The sequence below is a fragment of the Paracidobacterium acidisoli genome, from assembly GCF_003428625.2.
GTDB lineage: Bacteria > Acidobacteriota > Terriglobia > Terriglobales > Acidobacteriaceae > Paracidobacterium > Paracidobacterium acidisoli.
Map to the genome: position 1 here is coordinate 1 of NZ_QVQT02000003.1, position 13,079 is coordinate 13,079.

The 13,079-nt window shown below is 60.3% G+C and carries 24 protein-coding genes; all 24 read left to right on the forward strand.

What is annotated here, in order from left to right:
• A partial coding sequence (locus tag D0Y96_RS07395; protein ID WP_147325027.1) for an EF-Tu C-terminal domain-related protein occupies nt 1-79 on the forward strand: 79 nt, incomplete at its 5' end.
• Between the two features lie 81 nt (nt 80-160).
• Entirely contained in the window at nt 161-478 is a 318-nt protein-coding gene (gene rpsJ, locus D0Y96_RS07400) for a 30S ribosomal protein S10 (RefSeq protein ID WP_050059838.1), read from the forward strand.
• 86 nt (nt 479-564) lie between these two features.
• On the forward strand, nt 565-1,320 hold the full coding sequence (gene rplC, locus D0Y96_RS07405; RefSeq protein ID WP_117298758.1) for a 50S ribosomal protein L3: 756 nt from the start codon (nt 565-567) through the stop codon (nt 1,318-1,320).
• A gap of 96 nt (nt 1,321-1,416) precedes the next feature.
• Nucleotides 1,417-2,079: a 50S ribosomal protein L4 gene (gene rplD / locus D0Y96_RS07410; protein ID WP_117298759.1), complete on the forward strand. Its 663-nt coding sequence runs from the start codon at nt 1,417-1,419 to the stop codon at nt 2,077-2,079.
• Nucleotides 2,079-2,372, forward strand: a complete 294-nt coding sequence (locus tag D0Y96_RS07415) for a 50S ribosomal protein L23 (protein WP_117298760.1) — start codon at nt 2,079-2,081, stop codon at nt 2,370-2,372. The genes rplD and D0Y96_RS07415 overlap by 1 nt, the downstream gene beginning before the upstream one ends.
• A 43-nt stretch (nt 2,373-2,415) precedes the next feature.
• On the forward strand, nt 2,416-3,240 hold the full coding sequence (gene rplB, locus D0Y96_RS07420; protein WP_117298761.1) for a 50S ribosomal protein L2: 825 nt from the start codon (nt 2,416-2,418) through the stop codon (nt 3,238-3,240).
• A 27-nt stretch (nt 3,241-3,267) separates the two neighbouring features.
• A complete protein-coding gene (gene rpsS / locus D0Y96_RS07425; RefSeq protein ID WP_117298762.1) occupies nt 3,268-3,552 on the forward strand; it encodes a 30S ribosomal protein S19 in 285 nt (94 codons plus the stop codon).
• A gap of 54 nt (nt 3,553-3,606) precedes the next feature.
• Nucleotides 3,607-4,131, forward strand: coding sequence for a 50S ribosomal protein L22 (rplV, locus tag D0Y96_RS07430; RefSeq protein ID WP_117298763.1), 525 nt, complete (start codon nt 3,607-3,609; stop codon nt 4,129-4,131).
• A gap of 24 nt (nt 4,132-4,155) precedes the next feature.
• A complete protein-coding gene (rpsC, locus tag D0Y96_RS07435; protein ID WP_117298764.1) occupies nt 4,156-4,827 on the forward strand; it encodes a 30S ribosomal protein S3 in 672 nt (223 codons plus the stop codon).
• A 96-nt stretch (nt 4,828-4,923) separates the two neighbouring features.
• Nucleotides 4,924-5,358 (forward strand): 50S ribosomal protein L16, encoded by a 435-nt coding sequence (rplP, locus tag D0Y96_RS07440; protein WP_117298765.1) that lies wholly within the window; start codon nt 4,924-4,926, stop codon nt 5,356-5,358.
• Between the two features lie 76 nt (nt 5,359-5,434).
• Entirely contained in the window at nt 5,435-5,755 is a 321-nt protein-coding gene (gene rpmC, locus D0Y96_RS20845; RefSeq protein WP_117298766.1) for a 50S ribosomal protein L29, read from the forward strand.
• Nucleotides 5,756-5,758: 3 nt separating this feature from the next.
• A complete protein-coding gene (gene rpsQ, locus D0Y96_RS07450; RefSeq protein WP_117298767.1) occupies nt 5,759-6,073 on the forward strand; it encodes a 30S ribosomal protein S17 in 315 nt (104 codons plus the stop codon).
• A gap of 105 nt (nt 6,074-6,178) precedes the next feature.
• A complete protein-coding gene (gene rplN / locus D0Y96_RS07455) occupies nt 6,179-6,550 on the forward strand; it encodes a 50S ribosomal protein L14 (RefSeq protein ID WP_117298768.1) in 372 nt (123 codons plus the stop codon).
• Between the two features lie 26 nt (nt 6,551-6,576).
• The gene (gene rplX / locus D0Y96_RS07460; RefSeq protein ID WP_117298769.1) at nt 6,577-6,903 is read left to right on the forward strand and encodes a 50S ribosomal protein L24; all 327 of its coding nucleotides are present in this window, start codon (nt 6,577-6,579) and stop codon (nt 6,901-6,903) included.
• A 137-nt stretch (nt 6,904-7,040) separates the two neighbouring features.
• Nucleotides 7,041-7,589: a 50S ribosomal protein L5 gene (rplE, locus tag D0Y96_RS07465; RefSeq protein WP_117299654.1), complete on the forward strand. Its 549-nt coding sequence runs from the start codon at nt 7,041-7,043 to the stop codon at nt 7,587-7,589.
• Between the two features lie 41 nt (nt 7,590-7,630).
• Nucleotides 7,631-7,816: a type Z 30S ribosomal protein S14 gene (locus D0Y96_RS07470; protein ID WP_117298770.1), complete on the forward strand. Its 186-nt coding sequence runs from the start codon at nt 7,631-7,633 to the stop codon at nt 7,814-7,816.
• Nucleotides 7,817-7,951: 135 nt separating this feature from the next.
• Entirely contained in the window at nt 7,952-8,350 is a 399-nt protein-coding gene (gene rpsH / locus D0Y96_RS07475) for a 30S ribosomal protein S8 (RefSeq protein ID WP_117298771.1), read from the forward strand.
• A 180-nt stretch (nt 8,351-8,530) separates the two neighbouring features.
• Nucleotides 8,531-9,070 carry a 50S ribosomal protein L6 gene (gene rplF, locus D0Y96_RS07480; protein WP_117298772.1) on the forward strand — a complete coding sequence of 180 codons (540 nt, stop codon included), beginning with the start codon at nt 8,531-8,533 and terminating at the stop codon, nt 9,068-9,070.
• 101 nt (nt 9,071-9,171) lie between these two features.
• Nucleotides 9,172-9,528 (forward strand): 50S ribosomal protein L18, encoded by a 357-nt coding sequence (gene rplR, locus D0Y96_RS07485; RefSeq protein WP_117298773.1) that lies wholly within the window; start codon nt 9,172-9,174, stop codon nt 9,526-9,528.
• 87 nt (nt 9,529-9,615) lie between these two features.
• Nucleotides 9,616-10,125 carry a 30S ribosomal protein S5 gene (gene rpsE, locus D0Y96_RS07490; RefSeq protein WP_117298774.1) on the forward strand — a complete coding sequence of 170 codons (510 nt, stop codon included), beginning with the start codon at nt 9,616-9,618 and terminating at the stop codon, nt 10,123-10,125.
• A gap of 2 nt (nt 10,126-10,127) precedes the next feature.
• The gene (gene rpmD / locus D0Y96_RS07495) at nt 10,128-10,316 is read left to right on the forward strand and encodes a 50S ribosomal protein L30 (RefSeq protein ID WP_117298775.1); all 189 of its coding nucleotides are present in this window, start codon (nt 10,128-10,130) and stop codon (nt 10,314-10,316) included.
• 111 nt (nt 10,317-10,427) lie between these two features.
• Nucleotides 10,428-10,868, forward strand: coding sequence for a 50S ribosomal protein L15 (gene rplO / locus D0Y96_RS07500; RefSeq protein WP_117298776.1), 441 nt, complete (start codon nt 10,428-10,430; stop codon nt 10,866-10,868).
• Between the two features lie 49 nt (nt 10,869-10,917).
• Nucleotides 10,918-12,312: a preprotein translocase subunit SecY gene (secY, locus tag D0Y96_RS07505; protein ID WP_117298777.1), complete on the forward strand. Its 1,395-nt coding sequence runs from the start codon at nt 10,918-10,920 to the stop codon at nt 12,310-12,312.
• A gap of 83 nt (nt 12,313-12,395) precedes the next feature.
• Nucleotides 12,396-13,079 (forward strand): adenylate kinase, encoded by a 684-nt coding sequence (locus D0Y96_RS07510; protein ID WP_117298778.1) that lies wholly within the window; start codon nt 12,396-12,398, stop codon nt 13,077-13,079.

Sequence of the window (13,079 nt, forward strand, 5' to 3'; positions counted from 1 at the left end):
GGAGAAGGGTCTTCGGTTCGCGATCCGCGAAGGCGGACGCACCGTAGGCGCCGGCACCATCACCGAAATTATTCAGTAAAAGTTTTACGGCAACAGACAGTTGGCTTTTTTGAAGCGGGCCGGCGGTATTAACCGCTGACCCGCAGGAAGATTGAAAACGATGGTTGGACAGAGAATACGCATTCGGCTGAAGGCTTACGACTACCGGGTACTCGATACTTCGACGGGTGAGATTGTGGATACCGCGAAGCGCACGGGTGCACAGGTGGCGGGGCCGATTCCGCTGCCTACGGTGAAGAACAAGTACTGTGTGCTGCGCTCGCCCCACGTGGACAAGAAGTCGCGCGAGGCCTTCGAGATCCGCACGCACAAGCGGCTGATCGATATTCTTGAGCCGACGCAGCAGACGGTGGACGCGCTGATGAAGCTTGATCTGCCCGCTGGTGTGGACGTCGAGATCAAGGCGTTCGAGAAGTAGGACTGGCTGTTCAGGCAATCGCGCCTTCGGCGCATAAAACCCGGCAGTGCGCGCATCGCTGCGACGCATGATGAGGAGAGGAAGTAATGGCGGTAACGGGAATTCTGGGTAAGAAGATCGGGATGACGCAGGTGTTTGATGAGAAGGGTGAGGTTCACCCCATCACTGTCCTGCAGGCCGGTCCCTGCGTGATTACGCAGCTCAAGACGGCGGCGAAGGATGGCTACGATGCCGCGCAGATCGGCCTCGTGGAGTTTGTGAAGGCGTCGAAGGTGACTAAGCCGCAGGCCGGTCACTTTGCGAAGAACAACGTCGCGCCGGTCAGGCTGATCAAGGAAGTCGGCATTGAGGCTGCGAAGCCTGCAGTCGAAGACGCAGCCGGAGATCAGGAATCGAACGGCCATGCGAAGGCGGGCGACCGCGTTCTGGTCGATATCTTTACCGATGAGAAGTATGTCGATGTGATCGGCACCAGCAAGGGCCGCGGATTTGCGGGTGTTGTTCGCCGGCACGGTTTCGGCGGCGGCCCCAAGTCGCACGGACACATGTTTCAGGTGCAGGGCTCGATCGGCGCTTCGTCGTTTCCGTCGCGCGTTTTTCCGGGGCAGCGTATGCCGGGACACATGGGCGTCGATCAGGTGACGGTCCGCAATCTCCGCATTCGTGGAATCGATCTCGACGAGAACCTGATCATGGTCGAAGGCGCAGTTCCGGGGCCTCGTGAAGGCTATGTGCTGATCTCGAAGGCCAAGGCTCCGCCGCGCGAGCGCCGTGGCTTTGCCGGTGGCGGCACGGTCGATCCGCTGAAGGCTTCGAAGAAGGCTTCGGGCAAGAAGAAATGACGCTGGCCGCGTCGGACAGCTGCGCCCTGGGGGCGTGAAGAACCAGAAGTTTTGCAGGCAGCCTGACGTCATGCGCGGCTGCAAGAAGAGAAGACGATGGCAAACATTGACGTATTGAATCTGAGCGGAGAAAAAGTGGGATCGCTCGAGCTGGCCGATGAGGTGTTTGGCCAGCAGAACGAGGCGCTGCTGTGGGAGGCGGTGAAGCACTATCGTGCGGCACTGCGTCAGGGAACAGCGGCAACCAAGAACCGCAAACTGGTCTCCGGTTCGGGCAAAAAGCTCTGGAAGCAGAAGGGCACGGGCCGCGCGCGTATCGGTTCGGTGCGCTCGCCCCTGTGGCGTCACGGCGGCACGGTGCACGGACCGCAGCCCCGCTCCTACGACTATGCGTTTCCGAAGAAGAAGCTGCTGGGTGCGCTGCGCTCGGCGCTGGCGGTGAAGCTGGCCGACGGAAAGCTGACGGTGGTGGAGAGCCTCGATCTGAAAGAGGCGAAGACAAAGCTGTACCGTCAGGCGCTGAACAGGCTTGAAGCGAAGAAGACGACGCTGCTGGTTGAGAACGGCGAAGCTTTGAGCCCGACACTGGTTCTGGGTGCCCGGAACCTCCAGGGCGTTGAGCTGATGCTGAACAATGAAGTGCACCCGTACGATCTGCTGCGGTACGAGCGGGCGATCTTCTCGCGGGCAGCGATTGAGAAGCTGCAGGAGTCGCTGAAGAAGACGGTTTCGAAGCGTAAGCATGCGGAGGTGGCCTGATGCCGACAACCTATAACGTGATTCGTCGTCCGCTGATTACCGAAAAGGGACTGACCGTTAAGGAGACCCAGGAGACGCTGGTCTTCGAGGTGGATGCGAAGGCGACCAAGACGGAAGTGAAGCAGGCGGTTGAGCTGCTCTTCAAGGTGAGGGTATTCGATGTGCGCACCGCGAACTTTGCGGGCAAGGAGCGCCGCCGGGGCAAGTTTTCCGGATACCGTCCCGACTGGAAGAAGGCGTATGTGCGCCTGAAGGCGGGCGAGAAGATGCCGGAGTACGCGAACAACCTGTAGGACAGGGCTCAGAGCGTATGGCTCGGAGCGCAGAGAGATAAAGATGCCGATCAAGACATACAGACCGATCACGCCGACGTTGCGGTTCCAGACAACGCTGGTGAATGACGATATTACGACGGACAAGCCGCACAAGCCGCTGCTCGGAATCAAGCAGCGGACCGGCGGCCGCCGCAACTCGGGCGATCTGACCATTCGTCACCACGGCGGCGGACACAAGCAGAAGCTGCGCCTGATCGACTTCAAGCGCGACAAGTACGGCGTGCCCGGCAAAGTGGCAACGATCGAATATGATCCGAACCGCTCGTCGCGGATTGCGCTGATCAGCTACGCGGACGGCGAGAAGCGATACATCCTGCAGCCAGTGGGGCTGAAGGTGGGGCAGACGGTGATGAGCGGGCCGGAGGCCGATATTCTGATCGGCAACGCGCTGCCGCTGAAAAACATTCCCGCCGGCACCACGGTGCATAACGTGGAGCTGCGGCCGGGCAAGGGCGCGCAGATGGTGCGTTCGGCGGGCTCGTCGGCACAGCTGGTGGCCAAGGAAGGCGATTACGCTCTGCTGAAGCTGCCTTCCGGCGAGACGCGCAGGGTTCTGATCGGCTGCATGGCGACGATCGGACAGGTGGGCAACACGGATCACGAAAATGTGACGGTGGGCAAGGCGGGACGCAACCGGTGGAAGGGCATTCGCCCGACCAACCGCGGCGTGTCGATGAACCCGGTCGATCACCCGCATGGCGGCGGCGAGGGCAAGACCTCGGGCGGACGCCATCCGGTGACACCATGGGGCCAGCCCACGCGCGGCTATAAGACGCGCAACAACAAGCGGACGGACGCGTTCATCGTGAGCCGGCGGTCGAAGTAGAACAGGCAACAGGAACAGGATTAAAAGATGGCACGGTCAACGAAAAAGGGCGCCTTCGCGGATACGCACCTGATGGTGAAGATTGAGGCAATGAACCAGGCGAACGACCGGAAGGTGATTCGCACCTGGTCCCGCCGCTCGACGATTCACCCCGAGATGGTAGGCCATACGATTGCGGTGCATAACGGCCGGAAGTTTGTGCCGGTGTATGTGACGGAGAACATGGTGGGGCACAAGCTGGGTGAGTTCGCGGCGACGCGGACCTTCAAGGGACACTCGGCGAAGGCGGAGACTGCGGCCAAGCCGCGCTAAGAATTCAAGCCGGGCCGAAGCGGCTTCCGGCAGGTACGCAGAGGGATTACAGGCATGGCAACGCAACTCGAAACACGGGAATTCCGGGCCGAGGCGAAGTTTCAGCGGGTATCGCCGCAGAAGGCGCGTCTGGTGCTGGACCTTATCAGGGGACGGAGCATCGAAGAGGCGCTGAACATAGTGGCCTTCGCGAAGAAGGCGGTTGCTCCGCTGGTCGAAAAGGTGCTGCGCTCGGCGCTGCAGAACGCGAACTATCTGAGCCAGGAGCAGGGGCTCGACGTGGATGTGGACAACCTCTATGTGCGGAAGGCGATTGCCAACGAAGGTCCGCGCATGAAGCGCATCCGGCCGGCTCCAATGGGCCGGGCTTACCGCTACCAGCGGCGGCTGTCGCATATCTCGATCGCACTGGCGGAGCGGGGCGCGGCAGCCGGGTTGGTGGAGCGTGTGGATGAAGATGCAGCAGCGAAGCCGGTGAAGAAGCTGGCAAAGAAGGCGGCGGCGAAGAAGGCTCCCGCAAAGAAGAGCGCTGCGAAGAAGACGGCGGCAAAGAAAGCCGCGAAGAAGTCCGCGAAGTAAGCGGAAAGAGCTCAGAGGGCAATTATGGGACAGAAAGTCCATCCTTACGGATTCCGGGTCGGAGTAAACAAGCCGTGGCGGTCGCGCTGGTTTGTCGAGCGTGATTACGACAAGCTGCTGGTCGAGGACGTGCACCTGAAGCGCGAGCTGAAGGAGAAGCTGAAGGCGGCGGGCGTGAGCTCGGTCGAGATCGAGCGTCCGGGCAACAAGCTGCGGCTGATCATCCGCACGGCGCGTCCGGGCATCGTGATCGGGCGCAAGGGCGCCGAGATCGAGAAGCTCAAGGGCGAGCTGCAGAAGCGCACCAACCGCGAAGTGTTCATCGACATTCTCGAGGTGAACAAGCCGGAGCTGGATGCGCAGCTGGTGGCTGAGAACATCGCGCTGCAGCTGGAAAAGCGCGTCGGCTTCCGCCGCGCGATGCGCAAGTCGGTGGATTCGGCACTGCGCTTCGGCTGCAAGGGAATCAAGGTGCGCGTGTCGGGCCGTTTGAACGGCAACGAGATCGCGCGCTCGGAGTGGTATCTGCAGGGACGTCTGCCGCTGCACACGCTGCGCGCGGACATCGATTACGGCTTTGCCGAGGCGCGCACGACGTATGGCGTGATCGGGGTGAAGACGTGGATCTACCGCGGCGATATTTATCAGCAGAAGCGGCGTGAGCCGCAGGCGGCGGTCGGCACCACGGTATTTTAAGGCAGTGAACAGTTGTCAGTCTCCAGCGGGATTTACTGGCAACTGAGTACTGGCAACTGAGTACTGGCAACTGAGTACTGTTTCGAGGGTTTCGTTATGTTGATGCCAAAGAAGGTCAAGTTCCGCAAGCAGCAGCGCGGCCGTATGTGCGGCAAGGCGTGGCGGGGCAGCGAGCTGTCGTTCGGCGATTACGGCCTTAAGGTCATGGAGTGCGGCTATATCACGGACCGGCAGATTGAAGCCAGCCGTGTGGCGATGACGCGCTTTATCAAGCGCGGCGGCAAGATCTGGCTGCGCCTGTTTCCGGACAAGCCAGTGACGAAGAAGCCGGCTGAAACCCGTATGGGTAAAGGCAAGGGCGCTCCTGATCACTGGGTGGCGGTGGTGCGTCCGGGCAAGGTGCTCTTCGAGATGGAGGGCGTGACGCCGGAGATGGCGCAGGAAGCCATGCGTCTGGCCGCGCACAAGCTGCCGCTGAAGACGAAGTTCGTGCAGCGCCACGATGTAAAGGTGACGGTAGCAGCGAAGTAGCAGTGAGCGCGGGGCGCCGGAAGTTTTGGGGATACGCGGAATGAGAATTCCGTAGTCCTGGAGAGAAGAAGAGACGATGGAACTGGAAAAGATTCGCAATCTGGGCGACAACGAGCTGCGTGTCGAGGAGCAGAAGGCGGCTGAGCAGATCTTCCGCCTGCGCTTTCAGATGAAGCTGGGGCAGACCGAAGGCGTGAAGAAGCTGCGCGGGCTGAAGAAGGATATCGCCCGCATACAGACGGTTGGACGAGAGCGCGAGCTTGGTCTGCATGGCGAAGCTCCGAAGGCGGACGCGGCTGCGCCGGCGAAGGCTGCAAAGGGCAAAAAAGCAGCTGCGGGATCGAAGAAGACGAAGGCGTCAAGGTCAGCAGAGACGTCAGGGAAGGAGTCTCGTTAAGCGATGAGCGAAGAGACGAAAACGACACAGAGTGCGGAGGCGCAGTCGCGCCGTAATGAGAAGGTAGGACACGTGGTCTCGACAAAGATGCAGAAGACCATCGTGGTGGAAGTGGAGATGCGCAAGGCGCATCCGAAGTACAAGCGGATTGTGCGCTCGAGCAAGAAATTTTATGCGCACGACGAGCAGAATACGGCGCGCGTGGGCGATATGGTGCGCATCCGCGAGAGCCGGCCGCTGAGCAAGCTGAAGCGCTGGAGTCTCGAGGAGATCATCCGCCGCTCGACGCTGGCGCAGGTGGAAGAAGCGGCAAAGTAAAGACGGGCTCGGGTGCAGAGCCCGGAGCAGAGAAAAGCCGGGACGACAGGCCGTCCGCAGTGAAGACCCAGGGCCGGCTGCTGAGCGAGACCAGGAGATACGACAATGGCAGTGCAGATGAGAACGATGCTCGAGGTCGCCGACAACTCCGGCGCGCGCAAGCTGCAGATGATTCTGCCGCTGGGCGGCGCGAGCGGCCTGAAGGCGGGACTGGGCGACGTAATTACGGCGGCGGTGAAGGAAGCTTCGCCCGATGGCCAGGTAAAGAAGGGCAAGGTGGTGAAGGCCGTAGTGGTGCGCACGCGCAAGGAGACGCGCCGCCGCGATGGAACCTACATCCGCTTCGATACCAACGCCGCAGTGCTGATCAACGAAGCCGGCGAGCCGGTGGGCACACGCGTCTTCGGGCCGGTTGCCCGCGAGCTGCGCGAGAAGAAGTTTTTGAAGATTGTTTCGCTCGCTCCCGAGGTTCTTTAGTCTTCGGGCGGAGCACAGAGGAAGATATGAGTCTGAATATTCAGCGCAACGATCAGGTCGAAGTCATTACGGGCAGCGACCGGGGCAAGAAGGGCCGCGTACTGCGGGTCTTCCCGGGCGAGAACCGGATTCTGGTCGAGAATGTGCGGATGGTGAAGAAGAATGTTCGCCCCAATCCGCAGCAGAACATCCAGGGTGGTATTGCCGAACAGGCGGCGCCGATTCCTGTGTCGAATGTGATGCTGGTTTGCCCGAACTGCGGACCGACCCGGGTGGGGCACAGAATCGAAGGCGACAGGAAACTCCGCGTCTGCAAAAAGTGCGGCAACGAGATCGCCGCGAAGAAGAAGTAGGACTGGCCGTCCAGGCGTACGCGCCGACGGCGCAAGAGTCCTGATGAGCAGTTCAGATGAGCACCCTCCGCAACGGTATACGGTTCCTGATTTTTAAGGGAGCCACTCCGGGACCGGAGAGAAAGACAGAAGAAGAGATGGCAGCGAGACTGAAAGAGAAGTATCTGAAAGAGATCAAGCAGGCCCTGCAGAAAGAGCTTGGTCTCGATAACACGATGGCGGTACCCCGCCTTGAAAAGATCGTGCTGAACATGGGTCTGGGCGAGGCGACACAGAACTCGAAGCTGCTCGATCCACTGGTGGCGGATCTGGCCTCGATTGCCGGACAAAAGCCGGTAACGACGCGGGCGAAGAAGTCAATCGCAGCCTTTAAGGTGCGCGAGGGTATGCCCATCGGTGCGATGGTGACGCTGCGCGGCGATACGATGTACGAGTTTCTCGATCGTCTGATTTCGGTTGCTCTGCCGCGCGTGCGCGATTTCCGCGGTGTTTCCACGAAGAGCTTTGACGGACGCGGCAACTATACCCTCGGCGTTCGCGATCAGCTGATCTTTCCCGAGATCGATTACTCGCGGGTGGAGAAGCTGAAGGGAATGAACATCACGATTGTGACCTCGGCGAAGGACGATAACGGAGCACGGGCGCTGCTGCGGCAGTTCGGAATGCCCTTCCGCCAGACGGCATAAGATTTTGGCAGAAAGTTTTAAGGTTTTAAGGAATAAAGATTATGTCAACGACTGCAAAGAGAGTAAAGGATGCCGGCAAGCCGAAGTTCAGCAGCCGCAAGCACAATCGCTGCAAGCTGTGCGGACGGCCGCGGGCGTTCCTGCGCAAGTTCGGTGTGTGCCGCCTGTGCTTCCGGCAGCTGGCGCTGAAGGGCGAGATCCCCGGCGTCATCAAGAGCTCGTGGTAGCACTGGCTGCATCGGGTACACGCGTGCGTTGCGCGCCAAAACAGATTTGACTGCAGGGTTCAGAGCCCGGTGGTCTTAGACATTCCCGCAGGTTCTTCGCGGAAAGCGGAGCGAACGGGGGATGAAGGAGAAACGATGAGTCTGACCGATCCGGTAGCAGATTTCCTGGCGCGGATTCGCAATGCGATCAGGGCGCGCCATCAGAAGCTGGATGTCCCTGCTTCAAAGCTGAAGACGGAGATTGCCCGCATTCTGAAGGAAGAGGGTTACATCGCCAACTATAAGGCGACGGAAGAGAACGGCCGCAATGTGCTGCGCGTGTATCTGAAGTACGGGACGAACAGCGAAGCGGCGATTCGCGACCTGTCGCGGATATCGCGTCCGGGCTGCCGCGTTTATGTGGGCCGCGATGAGATCAAGCGCGTGCAGGGTGGACTGGGTATCAGCATCCTGACCACGCCGCGCGGTGTGATGACCGGCCGTCAGGCACGCAAAGAAGGCGTGGGCGGCGAGATTCTCTGCGAAGTCTGGTAACGCTGACCGCGTGGGGCAGACGCGCGCTTTGCGCGCCTGTTCGTGCGGTGATAAAAGTTGTGGCCGCGCTCGCTGGCGCGGATGAACAGTGAAGAAGTAAGGGGGCGGTGAAAAATTCCGCCGGGCTGCAGTGGAACGCGATGAAGATTGCGGGACTCGCAAGCCGATAAGGATCAGAAGATGTCACGTATTGGAAGAAAGCCGATTCCGCTGCCGAATGGCGTGAAGTATGCGGTGCAGGGCAACACCATTGTTGTCGAAGGCCCGAAGGGCAAGGTTGAGCAGGCGATTCCGTCCGGGATTAAGCTCGAGACCAAAGACGGTCACGTGCATGCGGTGCGCGAGAATGACTCGCAGGCGGCGATTCACGGGCTGACGCGCGCTCTGGTTGCGAATGCGATCGAGGGTGTGACGAAGGGCTGGTCGAAGGATCTGGACATCGTCGGCATCGGTTACCGTGTGGAGCTGAAGGGCAAGAACATGGCGGTCTTCACGCTTGGGTATTCGCATCCGATCGAATTTCCGCTGCCGACTGGTATTACGGCGGCCGTCGATCCGAAGCAGACACGGCTGACCATCAGCGGTATCGACCGGCAAAAGGTCGGCCAGGTTGCGGCCGATATGCGCTCGCTGCGCAAGCCCGATCCGTACAAGAACAAGGGTGTTCGCTATGCAGATGAGAAGCTGAAGAAGAAGGCCGGCAAGACAGGCGCGAAGTAACGACAGACTAAGAGCTTTCCGCCTTTCGTGAAAGATGGAAAGCCATACGACTGGTAACCGGAGCTGCAGGGCAGCTCCGCTGTCAGGAAGGAAAAGAAAAGATGATTCCGCAGAGAGACAGAAATCTGATTCGCCAGCGCGTGCATACGCGTATCCGCGAGAAGGTGCACGGCACGACCGAGCGTCCGCGGCTGAATGTGTACCGGTCGCTGAACCATATTTATGTGCAGGTCATCGACGATGCGAAGGGTGAGACGATCGTCTCGGCTTCGACGGTCGCGTCGAAGCTGAAGACCGGCGGCAACGTCGCGGCGGCGAAGGAGATCGGCAGGCTGGTCGCCGAGCGGGCGAAAGAAAAGGGCGTCAGGAAGGTTGTGTTCGACCGTGGCGGCTATCTGTATCACGGACGCATCAAGGCGCTGGCGGATGCGGCGCGCGAGGCGGGGCTGGAATTTTAAAGGGCGAAAAGCAGGTCCCTCGACTCCGTCCGCTGCGCGGACTGCGCTCGGGATGACAAACGGATTTGGGAAGGAATCGGGAAGCGAATGGCAACACTGAAGAAAAAACTGGATGCCGGTCAGTACAACCTGAAGGATCAGGTTGTGGCGATCAACCGCGTCACCAAGGTCGTCAAGGGCGGCAAGAATATGTCGTTCGCCGCGCTGGTGGTGGTGGGTGATCCGGGCGCGGGCGTGGTCGGTTACGGCTCGGGCAAGGCGAAGGAAGTGCCGCAGGCGATCCGCAAGGGGATCGAGTCGGCAAAGAAGAATCTGGTACGCGTGAACCTGACGGAGACGACGATTCCGCACCAGGTACTGGGACGATTCGGTTCCGGCCAGGTATTGCTGAAGCCTGCTCCGGAAGGTACAGGCGTGATTGCCGGCGGCGCGGTGCGCGCGGTGATGACCTCGGCGGGTGTGCAGAACGTGCTGACCAAGAGTCTGGGCACGGCGAATCCGCATAACGTGATCAAGGCGACGTTCGACGCGCTGGTGCAGCTTCGCGACCGTAGTGAAGTCGCTGCGGTGCGCGGCAAGCAGGTGCAGGAGCTCTAATCATGGCAGAGACAGTGAGCAAAATCCGGATTCAGTACTTCCGGTCGATGATTCAGGCACCGGTAAAGCACAAGAAGGTCGTCAAGGGCCTTGGCTTTACACGGCTGAACCAGATCGTCGAGCGGGAAGACACACCGTCGATCCGCGGTATGGTGAAGACAATTCCGCATCTCGTGCGGATAGTGGACTAGGGACTGGCCGTCCAGGCATTTGCGCCTCAGGGCGCAAACATCGGCTGCAATTGCAGCCTGAATATGCGAGTCGGCAGAGCAAAGACTCTTCCGGCGTTAAGCGAGGAAACGATGAATCTTTCGAATTTACGTGCGCCAAAGAAGGCAAATCGGAACCGCAAGCGTGTGGGCCGTGGTATGGGCTCGGGTCACGGTAAGACCTCGACCCGCGGGCACAAGGGCCAGGGATCGCGCTCCGGTTCCAGTCTGATGCGCGGTTTTGAAGGCGGCCAGATGCCGCTGCACCGCCGTCTGCCGAAGCGCGGCTTCACGAATATCTTCCGCACCGAATACACGGTGGTGAATCTTGATCGTCTGGCCGAGCTTGGCGAGACAGAGCTGACGCTGGAAGCGCTGACGGCGAAGGGCCTGCTGAAGAAGCGGAACGAGCTGCTGAAGGTGCTGGGCAACGGCGAGCTGACGACGGCGCTGACCGTGCATGCGCACAAGTTCTCGAAGACGGCGCAGGAAAAGATCGAGAAGGCGGGCGGCAAGGCGATTCTGGTCGCATAACGCGGACATAGGCCCGGCTGGGGCGGGCGTATGATGAGAGCACCTTTCTATGTTTGAGAACCTGGCCAATATTTTCCGCATTCCGGACCTGCGCAGGCGCGTCCTGTTCACTCTGGCTGTACTTGCCGTGTATCGTCTGGGCGCGCATATTCCGACGCCAGGCGTCAATACCGCCGCGCTGGAGCAGTTTTTCAATTCGCAGGGCGGCTCTTCCCTTGGCCTCGTAGATATGTTCAGCGGCGGCAACCTGCGCCGTCTGACGGTATTTGCGCTGGGCATCATGCCGTATATCACGGCGTCGATTATCTTCCAGCTTCTGACCGTGGTGTATGAGCCGCTGGCCAAGCTGCAGAAGGAAGGCGAGCTGGGACGGCGGAAGATCACGCAGTGGACGCGTTATGTCACGGTGGGTCTGGGCGTGGTGCAGTCGGCGGCGATTGCCGTGGCGCTCTCGCACTCGACCGGGCAGCAGATGGTGCTCAATCCGGGCATGGGCTTCATTCTGATGACGGTTCTGACGCTGACCGCCGGCACGACGTTCATCATGTGGCTGGGGGAACAGATCACAGACCGCGGCATCGGCAACGGCATGAGTCTGCTGATCTTTGCCGGCATCGTGGTGGGTCTGCCGCAGGGCATCGGAGAGCTGGTCGACACGGCGAAGTCGCAGAAGTTCGGCGCGCTGACGGTGCCGGCACTGATTCTGCTGGTGATCGGCATGATTCTGGTGGTGGCGTTCATCGTCTTCGTGGAGAAGAGCGAGCGGCGCATTCCGGTGCAGTACGCAAAACGGATTGTGGGACGGCGCCTGATGGGCGGCCAGTCGACGCATCTGCCGCTCCGTGTGAACTCCGGCGGCGTGATGCCGATCATCTTTGCAGCCTCGGTACTTTCGGCTCCGCTGCTGTTTGCGCAGGCGGCGTTTGTGCGCAACAGCGCCGCGCTGACACGTATCTTCGACTCACTGCGTCCGGGTGAGCCGTGGTACGAGCTGCTGTACATCATCTCGATCGTCTTCTTCGCTTACTTCTATATCTCGATCGTCTTCCGGCCGGATGACATCGCGGATAACATGCGGAAGTATGGCGGATTCATTCCTGGAATCCGGCCAGGCAAGCGGACGTCGGATTTCGTCAACGACATTCTGACGAGGATCACGCTGATCGGATCGATTTATCTGATTGTGGTTTCGATCATTCCGCAGCTTCTGATCAGCGGTATTCACCTGAACCATCTGTGGCTGATCGGACCGTTCTTCGAGAAGCTGCCTCTGTGGGTGACCAACGGCATGGGCTTCAACTTCTACTTCGGCGGCACATCGCTGCTGATTGTGGTGGGTGTGGCGATGGATACGGTCAACCAGGTGGAATCGCAGCTGATTATGCGGCATTACGAAGGCTTCACGACGAAGAGTGGCCGCACCCGCGGAAGGCGGGCTTGGTAGTGACGGCAGCAACGGCGGTTTCCGGTACAGAGGGGAAAGTGAATCCGGAGCCGGAAGCAGTATCCAGGGTTTCATCAAAGGCAGTGCCGGAAGAGCCAAAACGAGCACCAGGGCCGATTCTGCTGCTGGGGGCGCCGGGGGTCGGTAAGGGAACGCAGGCCAAGGAGCTGATGGCGTCCTGGGGGATTCCTCAGATTTCGACCGGAGATCTGCTGCGCGAGAATAAGCAGAGCGGGACGGAGCTGGGGCTGGCGGCAAAACAGCTGATGGAGGCGGGCAGGCTGGTTCCGGATGAGCTGGTGAACCAGATGGTAGCGGTACGTCTGGAAGCTCCGGACACCGTGAGGGGGTATATCCTCGACGGATTTCCGAGGACGCTGGGGCAGGCGAACTGGGTGGACGCGCATATCGCGACCGAGCCGAAGGCGCTGCCGATCGTTGCTGTCAGCATCCGCGTGGAGTATACTCAGTTATTGCGCCGTATTACCGGCCGGCGCAACTGCCCAGTCTGCGGGAGCATTTACAACATCTACCTGCAGCCGCCGAAGGTCGATGAGCTTTGTGACCTGGACGGCACACCTCTGGTGCGGCGCTCAGACGACACGGAAGAAGTATTTGAAGAGCGGATGCGGACGTATGATTCGCTGACGGCTCCGGTTGTGGAGCATTATCGTGCTCTGGGGCGTTTTGAGGAAGTGGACGGAGAGCAGCCGGTGAGCGCTGTGACGGCCAGTGTGATGGCCGCCGTAATGCGTTTAAGGGGTTGA